Annotated in this window: 24 protein-coding genes and 2 tRNA genes; 13 read left to right on the top strand and 13 right to left on the bottom strand. The window is 67.3% G+C overall.

The window, feature by feature from the left end:
- Positions 1-320: 320 nt before the first annotated feature.
- On the bottom strand, positions 321-701 hold the full coding sequence (locus ACN2C8_RS04875; RefSeq protein ID WP_419254703.1) for a hypothetical protein: 381 nt from the start codon (positions 699-701) through the stop codon (positions 321-323).
- A 143-nt stretch (positions 702-844) separates the two neighbouring features.
- Positions 845-1,174 carry a DUF1491 family protein gene (locus ACN2C8_RS04870; RefSeq protein WP_419254702.1) on the bottom strand — a complete coding sequence of 110 codons (330 nt, stop codon included), beginning with the start codon at positions 1,172-1,174 and terminating at the stop codon, positions 845-847.
- A 73-nt stretch (positions 1,175-1,247) separates the two neighbouring features.
- Between ACN2C8_RS04870 and ACN2C8_RS04865 the strand changes: the two genes are divergently transcribed.
- Positions 1,248-2,132, top strand: coding sequence for a hypothetical protein (locus ACN2C8_RS04865; protein ID WP_419254701.1), 885 nt, complete (start codon positions 1,248-1,250; stop codon positions 2,130-2,132).
- Here ACN2C8_RS04865 and ACN2C8_RS04860 read toward each other — a convergent pair whose 3' ends face one another.
- On the bottom strand, positions 2,133-3,893 hold the full coding sequence (locus ACN2C8_RS04860; RefSeq protein ID WP_419255819.1) for a sensor histidine kinase: 1,761 nt from the start codon (positions 3,891-3,893) through the stop codon (positions 2,133-2,135).
- A gap of 199 nt (positions 3,894-4,092) precedes the next feature.
- Between ACN2C8_RS04860 and ACN2C8_RS04855 the strand changes: the two genes are divergently transcribed.
- Entirely contained in the window at positions 4,093-4,878 is a 786-nt protein-coding gene (locus ACN2C8_RS04855; RefSeq protein WP_419254700.1) for a sensor histidine kinase, read from the top strand.
- Between the two features lie 38 nt (positions 4,879-4,916).
- The gene (locus ACN2C8_RS04850; RefSeq protein ID WP_419254699.1) at positions 4,917-5,342 is read left to right on the top strand and encodes a SufE family protein; all 426 of its coding nucleotides are present in this window, start codon (positions 4,917-4,919) and stop codon (positions 5,340-5,342) included.
- A gap of 22 nt (positions 5,343-5,364) precedes the next feature.
- Here the strand turns inward: ACN2C8_RS04850 and ACN2C8_RS04845 are convergent, their stop codons facing one another.
- Positions 5,365-5,526, bottom strand: coding sequence for a hypothetical protein (locus tag ACN2C8_RS04845; RefSeq protein WP_419254698.1), 162 nt, complete (start codon positions 5,524-5,526; stop codon positions 5,365-5,367).
- A gap of 79 nt (positions 5,527-5,605) precedes the next feature.
- On the opposite strand from ACN2C8_RS04845, the gene ACN2C8_RS04840 reads away from it, so the two are divergent.
- From ACN2C8_RS04840 to ACN2C8_RS04830, 3 genes are all read left to right on the top strand, one after another.
- Positions 5,606-6,571 carry a rhodanese-related sulfurtransferase gene (locus ACN2C8_RS04840; RefSeq protein WP_419255818.1) on the top strand — a complete coding sequence of 322 codons (966 nt, stop codon included), beginning with the start codon at positions 5,606-5,608 and terminating at the stop codon, positions 6,569-6,571.
- 66 nt (positions 6,572-6,637) lie between these two features.
- Positions 6,638-6,952 carry a hypothetical protein gene (locus tag ACN2C8_RS04835; protein WP_419254697.1) on the top strand — a complete coding sequence of 105 codons (315 nt, stop codon included), beginning with the start codon at positions 6,638-6,640 and terminating at the stop codon, positions 6,950-6,952.
- Positions 6,953-7,009: 57 nt separating this feature from the next.
- A complete protein-coding gene (locus tag ACN2C8_RS04830) occupies positions 7,010-7,462 on the top strand; it encodes a PA2169 family four-helix-bundle protein (protein ID WP_419254696.1) in 453 nt (150 codons plus the stop codon).
- Positions 7,463-7,509: 47 nt separating this feature from the next.
- Here the strand turns inward: ACN2C8_RS04830 and ACN2C8_RS04825 are convergent, their stop codons facing one another.
- The 7 genes from ACN2C8_RS04825 to ACN2C8_RS04795 form a co-directional block, all read right to left on the bottom strand.
- The gene (locus ACN2C8_RS04825) at positions 7,510-8,244 is read right to left on the bottom strand and encodes a DUF6456 domain-containing protein (RefSeq protein ID WP_419254695.1); all 735 of its coding nucleotides are present in this window, start codon (positions 8,242-8,244) and stop codon (positions 7,510-7,512) included.
- The gene (locus ACN2C8_RS04820) at positions 8,241-8,612 is read right to left on the bottom strand and encodes a helix-turn-helix domain-containing protein (RefSeq protein WP_419254694.1); all 372 of its coding nucleotides are present in this window, start codon (positions 8,610-8,612) and stop codon (positions 8,241-8,243) included. The genes ACN2C8_RS04825 and ACN2C8_RS04820 overlap by 4 nt, the downstream gene beginning before the upstream one ends.
- 137 nt (positions 8,613-8,749) lie before the next feature.
- Positions 8,750-9,535 (bottom strand): hypothetical protein, encoded by a 786-nt coding sequence (locus tag ACN2C8_RS04815; RefSeq protein ID WP_419254693.1) that lies wholly within the window; start codon positions 9,533-9,535, stop codon positions 8,750-8,752.
- 141 nt (positions 9,536-9,676) lie between these two features.
- Positions 9,677-10,609, bottom strand: coding sequence for a sugar kinase (locus ACN2C8_RS04810; protein WP_419254692.1), 933 nt, complete (start codon positions 10,607-10,609; stop codon positions 9,677-9,679).
- A gap of 120 nt (positions 10,610-10,729) precedes the next feature.
- Complete coding sequence (locus ACN2C8_RS04805; protein ID WP_419254691.1) at positions 10,730-12,496, bottom strand: DUF885 domain-containing protein; 1,767 nt, start codon at positions 12,494-12,496, stop codon at positions 10,730-10,732.
- Between the two features lie 119 nt (positions 12,497-12,615).
- A tRNA-Gly gene (locus ACN2C8_RS04800) sits at positions 12,616-12,690 on the bottom strand.
- Between the two features lie 45 nt (positions 12,691-12,735).
- Positions 12,736-12,810: transfer RNA gene (locus tag ACN2C8_RS04795), tRNA-Gly, on the bottom strand.
- A gap of 149 nt (positions 12,811-12,959) precedes the next feature.
- On the opposite strand from ACN2C8_RS04795, the gene ACN2C8_RS04790 reads away from it, so the two are divergent.
- From ACN2C8_RS04790 to vapC, 3 genes are read left to right on the top strand one after another with little or no spacing between them, the layout of a single operon-like run.
- A complete protein-coding gene (locus ACN2C8_RS04790) occupies positions 12,960-13,820 on the top strand; it encodes an SDR family oxidoreductase (RefSeq protein WP_419254690.1) in 861 nt (286 codons plus the stop codon).
- 49 nt (positions 13,821-13,869) lie between these two features.
- Entirely contained in the window at positions 13,870-14,091 is a 222-nt protein-coding gene (vapB, locus tag ACN2C8_RS04785) for a type II toxin-antitoxin system VapB family antitoxin (RefSeq protein ID WP_419254689.1), read from the top strand.
- Entirely contained in the window at positions 14,091-14,504 is a 414-nt protein-coding gene (vapC, locus tag ACN2C8_RS04780) for a type II toxin-antitoxin system tRNA(fMet)-specific endonuclease VapC (protein WP_419254688.1), read from the top strand. The genes vapB and vapC overlap by 1 nt, the downstream gene beginning before the upstream one ends.
- 24 nt (positions 14,505-14,528) lie before the next feature.
- Here vapC and ACN2C8_RS04775 read toward each other — a convergent pair whose 3' ends face one another.
- Positions 14,529-15,398 (bottom strand): alpha/beta fold hydrolase, encoded by an 870-nt coding sequence (locus ACN2C8_RS04775; RefSeq protein ID WP_419254687.1) that lies wholly within the window; start codon positions 15,396-15,398, stop codon positions 14,529-14,531.
- 54 nt (positions 15,399-15,452) lie between these two features.
- On the opposite strand from ACN2C8_RS04775, the gene ACN2C8_RS04770 reads away from it, so the two are divergent.
- The gene (locus ACN2C8_RS04770; RefSeq protein WP_419254686.1) at positions 15,453-16,634 is read left to right on the top strand and encodes a glycosyltransferase family 4 protein; all 1,182 of its coding nucleotides are present in this window, start codon (positions 15,453-15,455) and stop codon (positions 16,632-16,634) included.
- Positions 16,631-17,599: a glycosyltransferase family 9 protein gene (locus ACN2C8_RS04765; protein ID WP_419254685.1), complete on the top strand. Its 969-nt coding sequence runs from the start codon at positions 16,631-16,633 to the stop codon at positions 17,597-17,599. The genes ACN2C8_RS04770 and ACN2C8_RS04765 overlap by 4 nt, the downstream gene beginning before the upstream one ends.
- A 2-nt stretch (positions 17,600-17,601) precedes the next feature.
- On the opposite strand, the gene ACN2C8_RS04760 is transcribed toward ACN2C8_RS04765, so the two are convergent.
- The gene (locus tag ACN2C8_RS04760; RefSeq protein ID WP_419254684.1) at positions 17,602-18,207 is read right to left on the bottom strand and encodes a YitT family protein; all 606 of its coding nucleotides are present in this window, start codon (positions 18,205-18,207) and stop codon (positions 17,602-17,604) included.
- A gap of 218 nt (positions 18,208-18,425) precedes the next feature.
- Here ACN2C8_RS04760 and infC point away from each other — a divergent pair, with 218 nt between their 5' ends.
- Positions 18,426-18,947, top strand: coding sequence for a translation initiation factor IF-3 (gene infC / locus ACN2C8_RS04755; RefSeq protein ID WP_419255817.1), 522 nt, complete (start codon positions 18,426-18,428; stop codon positions 18,945-18,947).
- Between the two features lie 108 nt (positions 18,948-19,055).
- Entirely contained in the window at positions 19,056-20,267 is a 1,212-nt protein-coding gene (locus ACN2C8_RS04750) for an MFS transporter (protein ID WP_419262229.1), read from the top strand.
- Positions 20,268-20,322: the final 55 nt, after the last annotated feature.

Genomic DNA, 20,322 nt, shown 5'->3' with positions numbered 1-20,322 from the left:
ATCACCTGGCGCGCGTCGGCGACCGACCTTTTCACCCGCGCTGTTGCGACCAGACGCCGCCCAACGCGGCGACAAATGGCCCCCTTTCCCTGCCGGGGGATTGAAGCCCTGCTCAAGGCGTCAGGAACGCGGCGCCCATTGAGAGCGTCCGGCCAAGCGAGGAAACGAAGATAGCCCTCTGGGAAGAGCCTCACGGTTCACGCGGCCCACGCGCCGAAGCCAGCGCGCTGTGCAAGACAATCACCATCGGCGGACGGGTCGCAGCAGCGGTCGCCTTAGAGTGGCTGATCGCCCTGGTGCTTTAAAGGCCTGGCGGAAAATCAGGCTGCGAGGCGACGCCAGACCTGGCGATCGGCCTCGATATTGGTCAGAGAACCCGCCTTCTGGCGTGTCATCAGCGCGCTCATGACCTCGATGCCGATCTGCGCATAACGGACCTGCACCTGGTCAGTCAGGCAGCCGCGACCCGGCGCGACGAACAGGGCCGCATTGATCTCCGGAGCCTTGGAAATGATCAGCGAGGCCAGACGCTGGGTCCGCTCGGGATCCTTGATGTGCAGCAGCGGCTCTTCCGCATACAGCTCCCGCCCCAGTTCGCTGACGTAGTTCAACGACAGCTTCTCGAAGCGGTCATGCGCCATCGGCGGGGCCAGATCGGCCACATCGAAGCTGAAAACGACATCGTTCATCAGGAAAAGCATGGCGGGGCGGGGCAAACCTCTGAGGGCGACTGGACACGCCGAGATTGCCGCACCGAGCTTTAAGTCCGGTGTAGGAGTGCGGTTAACGAGACTTGGAAGTCGAGCCATCCACAGGACGGCCCGCCGCCCGTAGAGCGCTGCAGCTACTCTTCCACGGCCTCGGTCAGGAAATGACGCCCGTCACGATCCTCGATCTCGATCACCCAGATGTCGGGATCGATGCGCGCCGCGCGCTCCGCATAGGCGTCCAGATCCGGTTCGAAATCCGACTTGGTCGGCTGCATCCAGAAGCGCTCGCCGTCGCCTCGGGTCGCCTCGGCGAACAGCCGGGCCTTGTTTTCGCGGCGATCGACGGCCTTGACCAGCACCGCGCCGGCCTTGGCGTCGCCCTTGCGGGCCACGGTGGCGAAGGCCCCGCCCAGCTCGGCGCGGCGGATCAGCGCGCTCACCCAGATATCCGTCGACAACAGCATGCTAACCGAACCGCAACCACAAGGCCGCTAGGGTGGCCCTCCAAGTCTCGAAGCATACGAGAAAACGACGCTGATGAACCGTCTTAAAGGTCGCACGGCGCGGTGGATGGGGTTCCTGGCCGGCGCGGTGTGTCTGACATCGCCCGGCGCCCTGCTGGCCGCCAACGCCGCCGACCAGCTCTATGAGCGCACCCTGATGACGGCCGCCGACGGCCGTTGCCGGCTGTTCGCGCCCGCCATCGGCTCGGCGCTCGATGCGGCGCGAGCCCAGGCGCGCGGCGCAACCCTGCGCTCGGGCGCCACCCAGGCCCAGGTCGAGGCGGTGGAAGGCCGCGCGCGGTCCAAGGCCGCCTCGGCCGGCTGCAAGTCCAAGGATCTGACCACCGCCGCGGATCGGGTTCGCGGGGCCTTCGAGGCCTATGCCACCCTGCAGAAGATGACCTATCCGGGCGATGTTGCGACCTGGCAGGCCGACCGCCCCGTCTCGGCGACCTTCCCGGTCTGGCGCCTGTCGCAGCCCAGCAACTTTGGCCCCGACCGCCTGATCTTCGGTCTGGCCGGCCGCGCCAAGGCGGTGACCGCCGTGGCGACCTTCGCCGACGGCGCCCAGCCCTATGCCGCCCGCGTGGTCATGCGCGACCCGGCCCGCACCCAGGGTCCCTATATCGACACCCGCGGCGGTCGCAGCCTCTCAGCCAAGGTCGCGCCGCGCTCGGCCAGCCAGGTGTTCAACGCCGAGACCCGCGAACAAGCGGCGCTGACCCTGCTGCCGACCGGCGCCAAGACCGGGATGGGCTTCCGCTTCCCGGTCGCGACGGCTGACGCCCTGTCGCTGCTCGACCCGCGCGAGGCCGTAACCATCGAGTTCACCTTCGCCGGCCGCAACGGCGGCGACGTGGTGCGAAAGGCCTATGTCGAGGTCGGAGACTTCGCGGCTGGCCGGGCGTTCTTGCGGTAACTAACGCGGCGCGAACGCGATGACATTGTCGCCCAGACTGGCCGGCGGCTCGGACTCCGGCGCTGGCGCGGCGGCTTCCGGCTTGGTCGGCGGCTCGGACGGCGGGGTCGGGGCCTTCAAGGGAGCCAGCAGCACCGGCAGGCGCACCGAGACGCTGGTGCCCGCGCCCATCCGGCTTTCGATATGCATCTCGCCGCCATGCAGCTTGGCGAAGGCGCGCACCAGAGACAGGCCCAGCCCCGTGCCCATGGCGCGCTGATCGGCGCCGCCGGCCTGCTCGTAGGGGCGGCCCAGGCGTTCCAGATCTTCCGGGCTGATGCCGACGCCGGTGTCGGCGACCACGATCTCGAGCACCCCGTCATAGCCATCGGCCGTGACGGTCACCTGGCCGCCGCGCGGGGTAAATTTCAGGGCGTTGGAGATCAGGTTCAGGACGATCTGCTTGAGCGCCCGGCGGTCGGCGTCGACTTCCAGGTCATTGGGGGGCAGCACGCCGCGCAGCTGGACGCCGACACCATCGGCCTGGACGCGCATCAGCCGCATCGCCGCCGTCATCGCCTCGCGGGCGTCGAACACCCCGCGCGACAGCTCGAAGCGCTCGGCCTCGATCTTGGACATGTCCAGCACGTCGTTGATCAGGTCCAGCAGGTGACCGCCGCTCTCGTGGATCAGTTCGGCATACTCGCCATAACGGTCGGTCAGGGGGCCAAACATCCGCGAGCGCATGATGTCCGAGAAGCCCATGATGGCGTTCAGCGGCGTGCGCAGTTCGTGGCTCATGTTTGCCAGGAAGCGGGCGCGGCCGGCGGCCAGGGCCTCGGCGTCCGAACGGGCGCGATCCAGGCTGGACTCGCGGTTGCGCTCCACCGTCACGTCGCGCAGCAGGCCCACCAGCATCAGCGGCGAGGCGCGCTGCAGGTCCAGGGCCACGATCCGTTCCACGCCCAGGGCGGGGCTGAAGGTCAGGCTGACCTGGCCCTCGCGGAAGGCCTGGGCGATGGCCCCGCCCACGCGCTGGCGGTCATTGGGCGCAGCGGCGCCGGCCAGGCCGCGATTGACGATGTCGGCGATGGTCACGCCCGGCGGCGGCGAGCCGCGTACTGCGGTGACCTGGCCCTTGGTGGTTACGGCGATGGCCAGTTGCGGCAGGCCGTCCAGCATCACCTCCAGCGCCGCCATCTCCGCGCTGTGGCGAACATCGCGCGCGCCGAACCGACGGTGGCCGAGCAGCAGGCCCGAGGCCAAGCCAAGCCCGGTGGTGGTCAGGGCGAGGAAGCCAAGGATGAAGGACAGGGCGCCGGTCGGCGCTGCAGGGGCCAGACCCGAAAGCTGGGTCAAGGCCGCAACGCTGCCGCCGATCAGCGACAGGGCCGCGCCCTCGGCCAGGCGGCGCGAGGAGGTCAGGGTCGAGGCGGCGGCCACCGGGGCCAGGCACCAAGCGGCCATCGCGCCCGACACACCGCCGGTCAGCACGGCTGCGGCAGATCCGCCCACCGCCCACAAAACCAGCAGGATCGACTGAACGCGATCGTCTTCCTTCGTGCTTTCGCCCGGCAAGGGCAGCGACAGAAGGGCCGGCGCAGCGCCCGCCAGGAACGCCGCCCAGACCGGCCAACTGAACTCGCCGGGCAGAAAGGCGGTGGTGAAAGCCGCCGCGCCGATCGCCGCCAGCCAGCCCAAACGCCATACGCGCGCAGGGCCTAGGCCGCGCGAGGTGCGCGCAGGCCGCTTGAACGGGTCCGGTAGCAGTTCAAATTCCAAACCGGGCGACATCTTTCATTGCGGCGCCAATCAGCGCCGACGCCAAACCTTAACGCGCCTTGGACCTTCCCTCCAGACCACTCAATCCTCGAGCGATCATTCGCAGTGGAGGGCCTGTGGACGGAAACGGAATGGTAAGCGCCTTGGGGCATTCTCCCAGACTGCGCCAATGCGGACAGAACGTCCGGGAGCCTATCGCATGCCAGAACCGGCGTCTCTCGACGCATCGCCCCTGTACGACGCAACGACCGCGCGACGGACAGCGGCTCATGCGCGTCGTCGGGCCGCGCTGGACGAACGCAAGCGCTCGTTCCTGCGCATGGTGAGCCACGAGCTTCGCACACCGCTCAACGCCGTGATCGGCTTTTCCGAGATCCTGTCGCGCGAACTCTACGGCCCCCTGGGTTCGCCCCAGTACCTCGAATACGCAAAGATCGTGCACGACAGCGGCCTGAAGCTGCTGAAGCTGGTCAATCAGATCGTCGAGATCGCGCGCCTGGAAGGTCACGTTACTGATCTGGACCTCGCCTCCGAGGGCCTGGATGAGGCCATCGAGGATGTGGTTGACCAGTTGAAGGCCGAGATCGCCCTGCGTCAGGTAACGGTGACGGTTCCCGGCGCGGGGAACCTGCCTTTCGTGCTGGCCGACAGCCGGGGCCTGCGAACCCTGCTGGGCAACCTGCTGCAAAACGCCGTCAACCATTCGCCGGTGGGCAGTGAGGTCTGCATCTATGCCCAGGCCCTGCCGGGCGGGATGGTCGAAATCGCCATCGCCGACCAGGGGCCGGGTGTCGAGCCCGAAGAGCTGCCACGTCTGCTGCGGCCCTTCGAGCAGGGCGGAACCACCCTGACCCGAACCAGCGAAGGCGCCGGCCTTGGCCTGCCGATCGTGGATCTTCTGGCCCGGGCGATGGGGGGGATGCTGCGCCTGACCTCGCATCCGGGCGCGGGCCTGACCGCTCAGGTCACTCTGGTCGAAGCCTGAGGCTTGCCAGCGGCTGGCCGCGCCCCTAAGTGGCGACCATGACACGCCCCATGGACGCCGCCCTTGCGGAACTCGCCGATGAGTTCGAACTGCTGGGGGACTGGGAAGAGCGCTATCGCTATGTGATTGAGCTTGGCCGCGACCTGGCGCCGCTCAGCGACGCCGAGCGCTCCGAAGCCAACAAGGTGCGCGGCTGCGCCAGCCAAGTGTGGCTGGTCACCGAGCCCAAGGATGACGGTTCGATCGCGTTTCGCGGCGACAGCGACGCCCATATCGTCAGCGGACTGATCGCGATCCTGCTGCGGCTCTATTCGGGCCAGCCGGCTGGCAGTATCGCGTCCTTTGACGCCAAGGCGGCCCTGGACAGGCTTGGCCTGTCAGAAGCTCTGTCCTCGCAGCGTTCGAACGGGCTCAAGGCGATGGTCGCCCGCATCCATCGCGACGCTCAGGCCGTCCTGGGCTAGCCGCGCTGAACGGGTTTGACGCCTAGAAGAAGCCCGCGCGATTGCCGATGAACAGGATCGCGACCACCACCAGGAGAAGCTGGATGATCCAGTTGACTGGCGACGGAATGGGCGACCGCTGCACGATGTAAAGGGCCAGTCCGAGGAGGACCAGGGCGATGATGACGACGATCAGGATGCTCATGCCAGCTTAACCGCCCAGGCGAATGTTCGTTCCACTGAGGCTTGAGACCCCGGCCGCAATTACCTATGCCCTCAATCCGATGACGACAGAGACCCAAGCCTTCCGCGTGGCCGCCCTGTACCGCTTCACGCAGTTCGAAGATCCGGCGGCCCTGCAAGGCCCTCTGGCCAGAGCCTGCTGCCAGGTCGGCGTCAAAGGCACCCTGCTGCTGGCGCGGGAGGGGATCAACGGCACCATCGCCGGAACCGACGCAGCCATCGAGACCGTGCTGGCCCATATCCGCGCCCTGCCCGGCTGCGCCGACCTGACGCCCAAGACCGCCTGGGCCGACCACATGCCCTTCCACCGCATGAAGGTGCGGCTGAAGAAGGAGATCGTCACCCTGGGTCTTCCGGACCTGGATCCCGCCGCCAATGCCGGGACCTATGTCGAGCCCCGTGACTGGAACAGCCTGATCGCCGATCCCGACGTGTTGGTGATCGACACCCGCAATGACTACGAGGTCGCGATCGGCGCCTTCGCGCGCGCGGTCGATCCGCAGACCACCAGCTTTTCGGCCTTTCCCGACTGGTTCCGCGACTACCGGCAGGGTCTTGAGGCCCAGCGCGGGCCAGACGCGCCACCGCTCAAGGTGGCCATGTACTGCACCGGCGGCATCCGCTGCGAAAAGTCGACGGCCTTCCTGAAATCTGAAGGGATCGAGGAGGTCTTCCACCTGAAGGGCGGCATCCTCGACTATCTGGAGCAGGTTCCTGAGCCTGAAAGCCTGTGGCGCGGCGAATGCTTCGTGTTCGACGAGCGCGTGGCGGTCGGTCATGGCCTGTCGCCCGGAACCCATGGCCTGTGCCGGGGCTGCCGCCGGCCGGTCAGTCCCGAACAGCAGGCCTCGCCGCTCTATGTCGAGGGCGTCGCCTGCCCCGCCTGCCATGACGAACGCGACGAGGCCAGCAGGGCCCGCTACGCAGAGCGCCACAGGCAGGTCGCACGGGCCAGGCAACTGGGTATCGCCCACGTCGGGGCCAAACGGGAAACCGGCGAAGACTGAGCAAGGCGAGGGATCGCCCGGTCGATCATCGCGTTATCGGAGGCAACCCCAGCCCGGAGCCTCCCCATGGTCGCCTACGACTCCCTCGATGGCGCGACGCCGCCCGTCGCCAAGCGCTCGCGCGCCGTCAGCAGGATCTCCAGCCTGCTTGGCCACAAGACCGCTGACGCCGGCCTCGACCCCGTCGCCCCGGTCCCCGACTACGCCCTGACGCCCGACCCGCACGGCAAGATCACCCTGGCGGGCAAGACGGTTCCGCTGGCCCTGGCCCTGCTGGGCGCCGGCGTGGCCGCCATTCTGCTGATCAACCCGCGCACCCGTGGCCCGGTGATCGCGGCCGCCACGACGGCCTGGGGATTCTTGGGCAAGAAGCTCGGCTGAGCGCAACCGCCCTCTCCCCTGCCGCGTTAGCTGATCCCCAATCTGAAGGAGCGCTCCATGCCCCATACCAATGAAGACCACATCAAGCTCGTCAACGACCTGGTCGAGACCACCATCGACAGCGCCGACGGCTATCACGAGGCCGCCCAGGACGCCGACGCCCAGCGCTACAAGATGCTGTTCGAGCAGCGCGCCCAGGAACGTCGCACCATCGTCACCGAACTGCAGGACGAGGTTCGCCGGCTTGGCGGCGAGCCCAAGGACGACGGCACCATCCTGGCCGCCGCCCACCGCGTGTTCGTCAATCTGCGCGACAGCCTGTCCAAGGGCGACGAGGCGGTGATCAACGAGGTCGAGTCCGGCGAGGACTTCATCAAGGCCAAGTACGAAAAGGCCATGCAGGACACCGATGTCGACGCCCATACCCGCGCGGTCATCGAGAAGGCCTGGACCTCGGTGAAGTCCGGTCACGACCAGATGCGCGACATCAAGCACATGCTGAAGCACTAAAAGATTGCGACGAAGGGCGGGACCGAAAGGTCCCGCCCTTTTCGCGTTCAGGCCATGCGGTAGTGAACGACCAGCCGCTGCAGGGCCAGTTTCAGCACCGTCTTGCCGGCCCGACGCGGCAGGCCCAGCGACCGCTCGGCGGCCTCCAGCGCCGTACCGGCCAGGCACACGTGCTCCAGGATTTCGCGCAGGCCCGGTCCAGCCGCTTCCAGCGCTGCGGCGATACGGTCCTTGGCGGCCCGAGCGCGTTCGGCGGGCTCGAGACGACGCCCGCCCCCGCCATCGACCCGCGGTCCTGAGTCCCAGTTCATGGTCAGCCGCCCGATCGTTCCCGCCCGGTGAAAGTCCTCACGTAGACGCTCGCCCGCCGCAGCCTCAACCGGCGCGATCCACGGGCGGCCCCTGCCGTCTCGACGACGCGCCAGCCAGGCCAGGGGCGACTCCCCCAGATTGGCCTTGAAGGCGGCGCGGCCGACGCCCGGTTCTTCCAGGATCACCTCACCCTCGATCACGCCTGGACGACCGGGCGGCGGCGCGGGCTTGGCCGGCGGCGTGAAGACCAGGGACCAGCCGCCCAGCGCCCTCGGCTTGAGCGTGGCCAGACGGACCAGCGCCTCAAAGGCCGTCTCGTCGATGACCAGCATCGGCCGCCGGCGGCGGTTGGGTCCAAACCGCACCGCATAGCCCAGCGGCGCCGCCTCGATCACCGCGCCCGGACGGGCCAGCAGACGGGCGGCGCGAAGGGCCAGATGCTCGACGGCCAGGTCAGGAGCGGCGCTCATCGCGCGCCCTCCAGACTGAGGCGGGGCGCCTGTTGCAGACAGGCCTCCAGCGTAACCAGCTTGGCGTCGAAGCCAGCGTCCTCGCGCATGTCCTCGATCCGATGGCAGGCGTGAGCGCAGGTGGTGCGGTCGCGCCCGAACGCGAAGGCGACCCGGTTGAGCGGCCAGTGAAACGTGACGTGCGTCAGGTAGATGGCGATCTGCCGGGCCCGGGCGGCGGCGAGCGTGGAGCGTTTGTGAGCCGAGATGTCCCCCGGCGAAACGTCAGTCGCCATGGCGACCAGATGGGTGACGAAGGCGACCGCGAGACGGTCACGACGGGGATCGGGCGTGATCGCCCAGATATCCTCAAGAGCTTGAACCAACATGGCGTCCTCCAATCGAGATCGCGATCCAGCGACCACGACTCAATGTTAGGCTTAGTTTCTGTTGGTGAGGATAATTTTCCTATCGTGACGCACAAGTAGGAAAATAAGCCGTTGAAAATCCTACGTCCGATACTGTCCTATCCCCGTTCCAGCACGGGGATAGACGGCGCGCGGGTGGTCAGAAGATCATGGGCTCGTGCCTCCAGCCAATCCTCATCCGAGGCTAGCCCGTCCGCCCTGGCCGACCGACAGGCCTGCAGCGCTGCGGTCAGGGTCGCGCTCGGATTGGCCCTCAGCAGAGCGGGCGGACAAGGCCTGCGGATGGCCTCCACGAGGGCCATAGGGGGCGCTGGCCCGTCTTCCAGCCATCGCTCGGCTTTGGCGAACTGGCTGGAACGGAACAGGTCAACCATGTAGCGGAAATCGGAATAGAGGCGGGCCTTGCCCCGGGCGTCCACGCCGATCATCGGAAACAGCGGCGCCAGGCTGGGCAAGGCGTGGTTGGCGTAAAACGTCACCCCCCAGTACGCCTCAGCGATTCGAGCGAAATGCGCCGCATCGCGGATCGGCTCAAGGCCGGATCGGTCCATCGGCAGGATCTCGACCTTGGGCTTGCTGACATCGACGGTGTCGTTGGAAACGTCGATATAGAGGCCGCCGATATGAAAGGCGTTCTGGAAGAAACGCCCCCGCAGCGCGCCCCAGACACGACGGGCCGCGCCGCCGGAGTTCAAATAGGCCTTGATCGCCCGTTCGCCCGGGTGTCGAGGCTGCTTTAGCCGGACCCGTAGGCGGGCCTGCACATCCTTGGTGATTTCGAGACAATAGCCGTAGGGATAGGGCTTGCCGTACCGCGGCGGCGCGTCCCGCCCGAGCGCCTGATCGGTTTCGGCGCGCAGAGCCAGGAAAAGATCCTCGAGCATGGGCGCAACGGGGCTTAGAAACCTAGCACTCAGGGCAGCCTGCTGCCGGCTCGTGACGAGCATACGCTTACTCCACTCGATTTCAGCCTTGGCTTCAAGGCGCCCAAGCGCACCTCCCTAGCCCCCCGCGGGTAAGAGTCGCTATGGGACATCAAGGCGCAATGCGGTCCCGCGAGGCACGATGGCGCCGCGACAGCATACGACAATGGCGGCCAGCCTGTGAGCCCGCTCGATCGCTGTCGCTATCGGCAGGCCCGCCATTCGCGCCGACAGATAGGCGGCATTGAAGCTGTCGCCCGCGCCCGTGGTGTCCACCGCCTTCACTCGGCCTGGCGCGGCGGTAGCGGTGCGGCCGTCCGGGCGATGGACGTTGACGGCATGGCTCTCGTCCCGGGCCACCACCTCGGCGCCTGCGGTCGCCCACTCGGCGGCAAGCTCCTCGGCCTCGCGGCCGTACAGCGGACGAGAGTCCTCGCTGCTCAGCGAGATATAGCGGCAGGATGGGACGACGCTGTCGAGGGCGCTGCGAGCCGCCTCGGGGCTGGGCCACAAAGCCGGCCGATAGTTGAAGTCCAGGGCCACGGCAACGCCCAGCGAATGCACATAGGCCAGGATGTCCTTGAGCCGCGCCCGGCCGATATCGCCGATCACCGCCAGGGTGACGCCGGACAGATAGACCAGGTCACTGGCCTTGGCGGCCTCGATCAACTGGTCGGCGGTGTGCTCGGAAAACAGGTCGCGGATCGGGGCCCGCTCGCGCCAGTAGTGGAACTTCCGCTCGCCGCTGTCGTCCAGCACGATGGCGTAAAGGCCCGGCAGGCGGTTGCTGGCCTCGCGGACAAGACGGGTGTCGAGACCCTCGCGGCGCATGGCGCCCAGCACACCCTCGCTGAACGGGTCGCCCTGCCCCAGCGCCGTACAATAGGCCACCGCGTCGCCCAGCCGGGACATGTAGACGGCCGTGTTGAAGGTATCGCCCGCAAAGCCCATCCGGTAGCGCGGCGCCCCGTCATCGGACGATCCGTCCGGCGACATCTCGACCATGCATTCGCCCAGCACGGTGATCCTGGCCATGACACCGGTTTCCTTTCGCGTTTTCCTCCTGATAGTCGGTTTCGGCGCGGAGGGTTAGAGGGCGCGCGTGTTACCGACGGGGATAGGCGGAGCGCCCGCCAATCCCCGCTCAAGTCCCGCCTATCCCTTCTGCTGGGCAATCCACGCGTCGATCTTTTGCTCCAGGACCGCCATGGGCAGGGAACCCTGCAAAAGCACGGCATCGTGGAACTTGCGCTCGTCGAACCGATCGCCAAGCGCGGTTTCGGCCCGCTTGCGCAGTTCGAGGATCTTCAGCTCACCGATCTTGTAGGCCACGGCCTGGCCAGGCCAGGACACGTAGCGGGCCAACTCGACCTCGATATTGACCGGCGACAGGGCGGTATTGTCGGTGAAACAGGCGCGCGCCTGCTCAAGGCTCCAGCGCTTCCAGTGGATGCCGGTGTCGGCCACCAGCCGGCAGGCGCGCCACATCTCGTAGGACAGCCGGCCGAATAGCTCATAGGGATCGCGATAGATCCCCATCTCCTCGCCCAGCCATTCGGAATAGAGGCCCCATCCTTCTCCGAAGGCATTGAAATAGAGGCCCTTGCGGAACTCGGGCACATCCGTCTGTTCCTGGGCCAGAGAGGTCTGGGTGTGATGCCCGGGCGCGCCCTCGTGCAGCACCAGGGCCGGCAGCTCGTACAGGGCCCGCTGGTCCAGCTCGGAGGTGTTGATCATCAGCCCCCCGGCCCGGCCAATCTTGGGATCTCCGCCGAAGTAACGGCCCGTGGTGTAGCCCTTCTCGATGCTGGCCGGCACCGGTCGCACGCCATAGCTCAGGCGCGGCAGGACGCCGAAATGGGCCGGCAGCTGGTCGTCGGCGCGCTTGGCGATCTCGCTGGCCTTTTCCAGCAGTTGCTGCCGGCTGGTGGCGTAGAACTTGGGGTCCTTGCGCAGATAGGCGATGAACTCCGGGAGGGTGCCCTTGAAGCCGGTCTGGGTCATCACCGTCTGCATCCGGGCGCGGATGCGCGCCACCTCGCTGCGGCCAACGTCGTGGATCTGGTCGGGCGTCATGGCTGTGGTCGTGTGGCGACGGGCCAGGAAGGCGTAGTAGCGCTGGCCATCGGGCAGATCGACGGCGGCCAGGCTCTTGGCGGCCTTGGGCAGGTACTCGGTCTCCATGAAGATGACGAAGCCGGCCCGGGCCGGGGCGACCATCTCGGCCAGCACCTTTTCGCCCTGGGCGATCAGGGCCGCCTTGCGGTCGGCGGGCACGCTGGCCGGCAGTGCGCGCAGGGGCGCCAGCAGGGGCTCTTCCGCCACCGGGGTCGCCGCCGTGCGCCTGGCGCGATCGAGCACCGACTGCGCGGTGGGCGTGGCCTGAACGAAACCGGTGTCGAGGCCGCGCCGGGCATTGGCGATGTTGGCGTCGTACCAGTCAGGGGTCTTGGCCAGAAGCTCCAGCCACTTGGCGGCCTCGGCCTCGGTCTTCAGGCGCATGCCATTGGCGCGATACAGCAAGGTGACATCGAAGCCGCCGTCGCTGCTGAACGGCATGCGCGACTCATCGAACGACAGGCTCTCGAGGCGCTCGGCAATCGCGAAGTTGAGCAGCTGGAGGGTCAGGCGCTCATCGGGATTCAGGCGCTCGACGATGACGCCGGTCAGCAGGCCCTGGGCGTAGGACAGCTTGGCCTTGCGGGCCGCATCAGCCGCCGGCCCCACCGGCGGCAGCCGCCAGCGCGCGGCCTCGGCGCCGCCCCCGTCGTCATCCTCGCCACCGGCATTGGCCGCTTCATAGGTCTTGATGGCCTGGGAAAGCTGGTCGCCATCGGGATGGGCCCAAGCGGCGGTCCCCGTCATCAGGGCGGCGATCATCAGGCCGGAAACGGCCCAGCGAGCAGGATGGCGGTTGGTCATGAACGTCCCCGAAAACGCGATGGAAACGCGTTAGATCAGGAATCGACACGACGCCAAAGGCCGCTTGCCGCTTTTTGGGCGGCCCTGGCGGGTCTGATCTGCGGGGTCTTAAGAGAAATTGGAGCGGGCGAAGAGATTCGAACTCTCGACCCCAACCTTGGCAAGGTTGTGCTCTACCACTGAGCTACGCCCGCATCCTGATTTCTCGGGTCTCGTTCCACTCTCCAAGAGGGGAGAAATGGAGCGGGCGAAGAGATTCGAACTCTCGACCCCAACCTTGGCAAGGTTGTGCTCTACCACTGAGCTACGCCCGCATCTTGGAAGCGAAAGAACCGCCCCGCGATGAGGAGGCGGCTTATGGCAGAGCGATCTCGCCTTGGCAAGCGCCCTTTGAGGGGTTGCGGAGCGTGGTCTTTAGAGGGCTCATTCAGCCTCTGTTTTTCAGGGTGGCGGAGCTTCCAACTTGCGTCTGTTCGTGTTCGGTCTGGGCTATGTCGGCGCAGCTTTCGCCCAGGCGCTGCGGGCCCGGGGCTGGGATATCGCCGCCTCGGCGCGCTCACCGGAGCAGGCGGCGACGCTGCGAGCGGCCGGTATCGAACCCGCCGATCCAAACGATCGCGAGGCCATGGCCACGGCCCTGACCGGGGTCAATGCGGTGCTGATCACCTCCCCGCCCGGAGAGGACGGCTGCGCGGCGCTGGAATCGGTGATTCCGGCCCTGGCCCAGGCGGGGGCCTTCCCCGACTGGATCGGCTATCTGTCGACCACCGGCGTCTATGGCGACTTCGACGGCCGCTGGGTGTTCGAGACCTCGCCGCTCAAGGCCCAGTCGGTCGAGGGCGCCCGCCGGGTCGGGGCCGAGCGCGACTGGCGCCAGGTCGGGCGCGGCATGGGCCTGACCGTCACTACCTTCCGCCTGCCGGGCATCTATGGACCCGGTCGCAGCGCCTTGGACCGCCTGCGGGCCGGCGAAGGCCGCCGCCTGGTCAAGCCGGGCCAGGTGTTCAGCCGCATCCATCTGGACGACATCGTCTCGGGCCTGCTGGCCTCGCTGGACCAGCCCCGGGCGGGCGGTATCTATAACCTGTGCGACGACGAGCCGGCCCCGCCGCAGGACGTAATGGAATACGCCGCCAGGCTGCTGGGCGTCCCCGTGCCGCCCGACCTGCCGTTCGACGCCCTAGGCCTGTCGCCCGCCACGCGGCGGTTCTACGCCGAGAACAAGCGGGTCTCGAATGCAAGGGCCAAGGCGGAGCTGGGGTGGCGGCCGAAGTACCCGACCTATCGCGAGGGGCTGGCGGCGATCTTGGTGGGTGAGAACTAGACCGCGAGCGGAGTTTGGGATATACATTGCGTATATCCCGGAACTGAACATGACCAAGACAACGCTGTTCCAGTCAAACCGCTCGCAGGCGGTCCGCTTGCCCAAGGATGTGGCCTTTCCCGATGGCGTGCGGTCGGTGACCGTGCTGCGCGATGGTAATCGCCGGGTCATCGTGCCTTCAGACGCCGTTTGGGACGAGTTCTTCATGGCGCCCGGCGTCGAACTTGGCGAGCGAGAACAGCCCCCCGTTCAGTCTCGCGAAGCGCTCTGATGCTGCGCTACATGCTGGACACCAATCTGTGCATTCGTGTGCTCAGAGACCGGCCCCAAGGCGTGAAGGACAGGTTCAACCTGAACGCGGACGCCCTTTGCATCTCGACGATAATTCTGACGGAATTGCTTCACGGCGCGGCCAAATCGGCGAGACCCGAACACAATCGCAATGAGGTCGAACGGTTCGCGGCCAAGCTCGATGTCCTGACATTCGATGCGGCCGCCGCTGATCACGCGGCGGATATTCGCGCGGTACTGGAGCGATCAGGCAATATGATCGGCGGCTACGACATCTTGATTGCAGGCCACGCGCGATCTCGCGGCCTGGTCGTCATTACGGGCAATCTCGAGGAATTCCGACGGGTGGATGGCCTGAGAAGCGAAGACTGGCTTGCCGCCGAGGCCAATTGAGCCGCCGCGCGCTCGAAGCCCCCCCTACTCCTCGTCCGGCCCAATATCTGCAGCCGCCCAAGCCGCCGCCGAGGCCAGGCTCGCGCCCCGAGCCCGAGCCGCCCTCGCCAGCCGCCGCGCGACCGGATCATCATCCACCTCGACCAGCGACCGCGCCTCGATCACTGCCGCCACCAACCGCTCCAGATCCTGCGGCCGCGACAGCCGATGGTCCCCGTCTTTGATCAGGGTGAAGACCACGTCGTCGCTCTTCAGGGCATTGGCCAGTTCAAGGGCATGGTTCCAAGGCACGTCCGGATCGGCGCCGCCCTGCAGCACCCGCACCGGAACCTCGATCGGCACGGGCCCGGGCAGGATCGACCACCGCGCGCCGTCTTCCAGCAGCTGTCGGGTGATGGCGTAGCCGCCGTCATCATACTCCGAAGGCCGGATCCAGAAGCCGTCGCGGGCGATAGCGGCCTTGGCGTCATCCGACAGCTCGGGCTCCATGAGCTTCTCGGTGAAGTCCGGCGCCGGGGCGATCAGTACCATGGCCTTGACCCGCTCGGGCCGCGCGATGGCCGCCAGGCACGCGATCCAGCCGCCCATCGACGAACCCACCAGCACCAGCGGCCCTTGCGTCAGCTCATCGATCACCGCCAGGGCGTCCTGCCGCCAGCGGCTGATCGTGCCGTCGCGAAACGCGCCGTCCGACTCGCCGTGTCCGAAATAGTCGAAGCGCAGATAGGCCCTGCCCGTCGCCTGCGCATGATCGGCCAGAACCTGGGCCTTGGTCCCGGTCATGTCGGAGTGAAAACCGCCCAGCCAGACCACCGTGGGCCCCTCGCCGGCCACAAGACGATAGGCCAGGCGCTGTTTGTCGGCGCTAACCAGGAACTCAGGGTATTCGGTCATGGCGCGGCCTTGATCCTTTCGCTAACTAAACCCGTCATCTCATCCGAGAGTCGCGTGCCCGCACTTCCCGCCGATTTCACCTTGCTGCAGGTTACCCCCGAACTGGAAACGGGCGGTGCTGAGCAGACGACGATAGATGTCGCTCACGCCGTCGTGGCGCAAGGCGGCAAGGCGTTGGTCGCGACAAAGGGCGGACGCATGGCCTCGCGGCTGGAAGCCGACGGCGGCCGTCTGGCCCAGATGCCGGCCCAGACCAAAAACCCGCTGATCATGCTGGGCAACGCCGCGCGGCTGATCGACCTGATCCGCCGCGAGAAGGTGACCCTGGTCCACGCCCGCTCCCGCGCCCCGGCCTTCAGCGCCCTGTGGGCCGCCCATGCCACCAAGGTGCCGTTCGTGGCCACCTACCATGGCGTCTATAATGCCCGCTCGAACCTCAAGCGCTGGTATAATGCGGTTATGACCAAGGGTGACCTGGTGATCGCCAATTCCGAATACACCCGCGCGCATGTGATCAAGGAACACGGCATTGATCCCGACCGCGTGGTGGCCATCCCGCGCGGCGTCGACCTGACCCGCTTTGAACCCGGCATGGTCAGCGCCGACCGGATCGAGGCCCTGCGCAAGGCCTGGGGGGTCGCCGCCGACGAGCGCCGCCTCAAGGTGCTGCTGGCCGGCCGGCTGACCCGCTGGAAGGGCCAGGCCCTGCTGATCGAGGCCATGGCTCAGCTGAAAGCCGCCGGCGGCGCCCGGGTGCTGCTGCTGCTGGTCGGCGACGATCAGGGCCGCAAGGCCTATCGCGCCGAGCTGGAAGCCCAGATCGCCGCTGCGGGCCTGCAGGATGACGTCAAGATCGTCGGCCATTGCGATGACATGCCCGCCGCCTATCTGCTGGCCGACCTGGCCATAGCGCCGTCGCTGGAACCCGAAGCCTTCGGCCGCACGGCGGTCGAGCCGCAGGTGATGGGACGCCCCGTGCTGGCCGCCGATCACGGCGCCGCGCGCGAGACCGTGCTGCCGGGCGAAACCGGCTGGCTGGTCGCGCCGGGTGACGCCCAAGCCTGGGCCGCTGCGCTGGTCACCGCCCGCGACGCCGGCGCGGCGACTCGCCAGACCATGGGCCAGACGGCCCGGGCTCGCGCCCGGCGGTTGTATTCGGTGGACGCCATGTGCGAAGCCACCTTGAACGTCTATGCGCGCGTGCTGGAAGCCAGAGTTTTGGAGCGGAGACCGTGAGTAAGGAAATCAAGAAGGTCCTGGTGATCAAGCTGGGGGCCCTTGGCGATTTCGTTCTCGCTCTGGCGGCGATGAAGAAGATCCGCGAGGCCCATCCCAAGGCCAAGATCACCCTTCTGACCACCCCCCCGTTCGAAGCCCTCGCCAAGCTCAGCCCCTATTTCAACAGCGTCGAAACCGACGGCCGCCCGATGGATTTCGGGGACATCACCCAGATGCTGGGCCGCCTGCGCAAGGCCCGCTACGATCGCGTCTACGACCTGCAGACCAACAGCCGCACCAACTGGTACTTCCAGGCCCTGCGGCCGTTTGCCCCGCAATGGAGCGGCATAGCCTTTGGCTGCTCCCTGCCCCAGCGCAGCAAGGCACGGAACACCATGCATACGCTGGAGCGTCAGGCGGACCAGTTGCGCGCCGCCGGCATCTGGCCAGACGCCCCGACCGAGCATGGCAACGCCCCGCCGCCGGACCTGTCGTGGATCCTGCGCCGCCACAAGGATGCTCGCCCCGTTGCCGGCGCCGCCACGCCGCGTCCCTACGTGCTGTTCGTGCCCGGAGGCTCGGCCCATCGGCCGGAAAAGCGCTGGCCCGTCGAGGCCTTCGCCCAGCTGGGCTCGTTGCTGAAGGCGCGCGGCCTGGACATCGTGATTATCGGCGGTCCGCAGGAAAGCGCCATGGCGCGGCAGATCCAGAAGTCGGTCGGCCAGGCCCGCGACCTGACCGGCCGCACCGATTTCGCCCAGCTGGCCGTGCTGGGCGCCAAGGCAGCGCTGGTGGTCGGCAATGACACCGGCCCCACGCATCTGCTGGCCGCTGCGGGCGCCCCGACCATCGCCCTGTTCTCCGATGCCTCCGACCCAGACCTCTGCGGCCCGCGCGGCCACGTGGCGGTGATCCGCTCACCCGACCTCAAAGCCCTGCCCGTCTCGACGGTGGCCAGCGCGGCGATGAGCCTGCTGCCTTAGATTCAGTACCCCGCGTAGCGACCCGGCCGGTGATTGGCGATGATCACCGCGCTCAGCGCCACCGCAGACAGAATCGACAGCAGCAGCTTTGTCGGGCTGATCACCGCGAAAGCGGCCGCCACGACCAGACAATCGGCGATCATCTGCACCTTGCCGGCGCCGATCCCGCGCTTTTCCTGAAGATACAACGCCAGCACCCCCACGCCGCCGACGCTGGAGCGGTGTCGCGCCAGGGCCAGGATGCCCATGCCGATGATCGTGCCGCCGAACACCGCCGCAAAGATCGGGTCTACGCCCTCGACCTTCAGCCAGTGCGGCATGCCCAAAGCCAGACCCGCCAGCAGCAGGTTGGTGGCCAGGGTCTTGATCGTGAAGTCCCGCCCCAGCGCCCGATAAGCCAAGGCGTAGAAGGGAATATTGAGCAGCAGGAACACCGTCCCCACGGGCCAGTCGGTCAGGTAGGAGACGATCAGGGCCACGCCCGCGACTCCGCCGGTGACAAGGCCGGCGGCCTTCAGCAGGGTCAGGCCCACGGCGATGAAACTGGAGCCGATCAGCAGGGCGTGGATGTCTTCGATAGGGGTGTGTCGGTGCGTTGTGGTGGGCAAGGCGGGTCAATATCCGTCAGCGAAAAACCAGGTTCCCGCCCGACCGTTTCCGTCCCGGATACGCCTTGCGCTCAAAAGGATTGGCTGCGCTGGCGCCTGTTTGGTTCGCGCCGCTTGATAGGGGGCGCCCGACAGGTCATATATCATCTTCTCGCAGCGCGCCTTCGCGCAGCGCGACTCTCTTCAACTGTACCGGAGCCGCCCCTATTCGCCGTCCTATGCAAACGCCGCCCGTCAAAGACGGACCGCGTATCAACGATGAAATCCGCGTCCCACGCGTCCTGCTGATCGACCAAAACGGCGAGAAGCAAGGCGAGATGCCGACCGCCTCCGCCCTCGAAGCGGCGGAAGAAGCTGGTCTGGACCTGGTGGAAATCGTTCCGAACGCCAATCCTCCCGTCTGCAAGATCCTGGACTACGGCAAGTTCAAGTTCCAGGAGCAGAAGAAGAAGAACGAGGCGCGCAAGCGGCAGAAGATCGTCGAGCTCAAGGAAATCAAGCTCCGCCCGAACATCGACATCCACGATTACGAGGTGAAGACCAAGGCCATGACCCGGTTCTTCGAGGAGGGCGACAAGGTCAAGGTGACCCTGCGCTTCCGCGGCCGTGAAATGGCTCACCCCGAGCTGGGCATGAAGCTGCTGATCAAGGTGAAGACCGACTTCGAGGAAATCGCCAAGGTCGAGTACGAGCCGCGCATGGAAGGCCGGCAGATGATCATGATCCTGGCGCCGCGCTAAGAGCGCCGATCTGATTTCGAGACAAACGCCCTGGCCTTGGCCGGGGCGTTTTTCGTTTCGGAGCCGCGCCAAAAGGCGTATTCGGGCGGCCCTTCGAAAGCGCCGACCATGCCCCCGACCGCCTCTCCCGCGTCGTCCGCCCACAGCGCCCGGGCGCTCTACGTCCTGCTGCTGGTCGTGTTCATCAACCTGGTGGGCTTTGGCCTGGTCATTCCGCTGCTGCCCTTCTATGCGCAGTCGCTGAAGGCCGAGCCCTGGCAGATCACGGCGCTGTTCTCGGCCTACAGCCTGGGACAGTTCTTCGCCGAGCCGTTCTGGGGCCGGCTGTCGGACCGCATCGGCCGACGGCCAGTGCTGATCGTCACCATCCTGGCCAATACGCTGTCCTATGTCGCCCTGGCCTTCGCCCCGACCATCTGGATCGCCTTCGCCATCCGCCTGATCGGCGGGTTTGGCAGCGGCAATATCTCGACCATCCAGGGTTATATGGCCGACGTCACGCCGCCGGAAAAGCGGGCGGGGCGCATGGGCCTTCTGGGCGCGGCGTTTGGCGCCGGCTTCGTGGTCGGCCCCGCCCTCGGCGGCCTGCTGGCCCACCCGGAGGCCGGACGCCTGGGCTTCCAGATCCCGCTGTTTGTGGCCGCCGGCATGGCGGCCCTGGCCTCGCTGGGCGTCTTTCTGTTCGTCGTCGAAAGCCGCTCGCCCAGCGCCCCGGGCGCGGCGAGGCCCCACCGGCGCGAGGCCCTGCAGGCGGCCATGGCCAGCCCGATCCTGAGCCGGGTGCTGCTGGTCACCCTGGTCTCGACCGCCGCCTTCGCCGGCATGGAGTCGGTCTTTGGCCTTTGGACCCACGCCCGGTTCGACTGGGGCCCGCGCGAGGTTGGCCTGTGCTTTGCGGTGATCGGGGTGGTCGCCTCCATCGGTCAGGGGGCCGTGACCGGCCGGCTGGCGCGGCGCTTTGGCGAGCCGCTGGTGCTGACTACCGGCCTATCGATCATCGCCGTGACCCTGTTCCTGACCCCCTTCGTGCCCAGCGCCGCCCTAGTGCCGGTGATCGTGGGCGGCACGGCCTTTGGCCAGTCGCTGGTCTTTCCCTGCGTGGCGGCCCTGATCTCGCGCAACACCCCGCCCGACCGCCAGGGCGAGATGCTGGGCCTGAACATGGCGGCAGGCTCTCTGGCCCGCATGGTCGGGCCCCTGATCGCCGGGTCGCTGTTCGGCCTCGCCATCGGCGGACCCTACTGGTTCGGCGCGGCCCTGATGCTGCCCGCCGTCTGGCTGGGCGTGACCCTGGTGGGCCGCGCCAAGGCGGCGGCCTGAGTTTCCGACACTCGACAACCTGGACGGGCGTCGATAGCGTAACACCCGTCGAGTT

This window comes from Caulobacter sp. ErkDOM-C (assembly GCF_048541825.1).
Taxonomy (GTDB): domain Bacteria; phylum Pseudomonadota; class Alphaproteobacteria; order Caulobacterales; family Caulobacteraceae; genus Caulobacter.
Note: the sequence above shows the minus strand (reverse complement) of the source record. Positions and strands in the feature narration are given on the sequence as shown.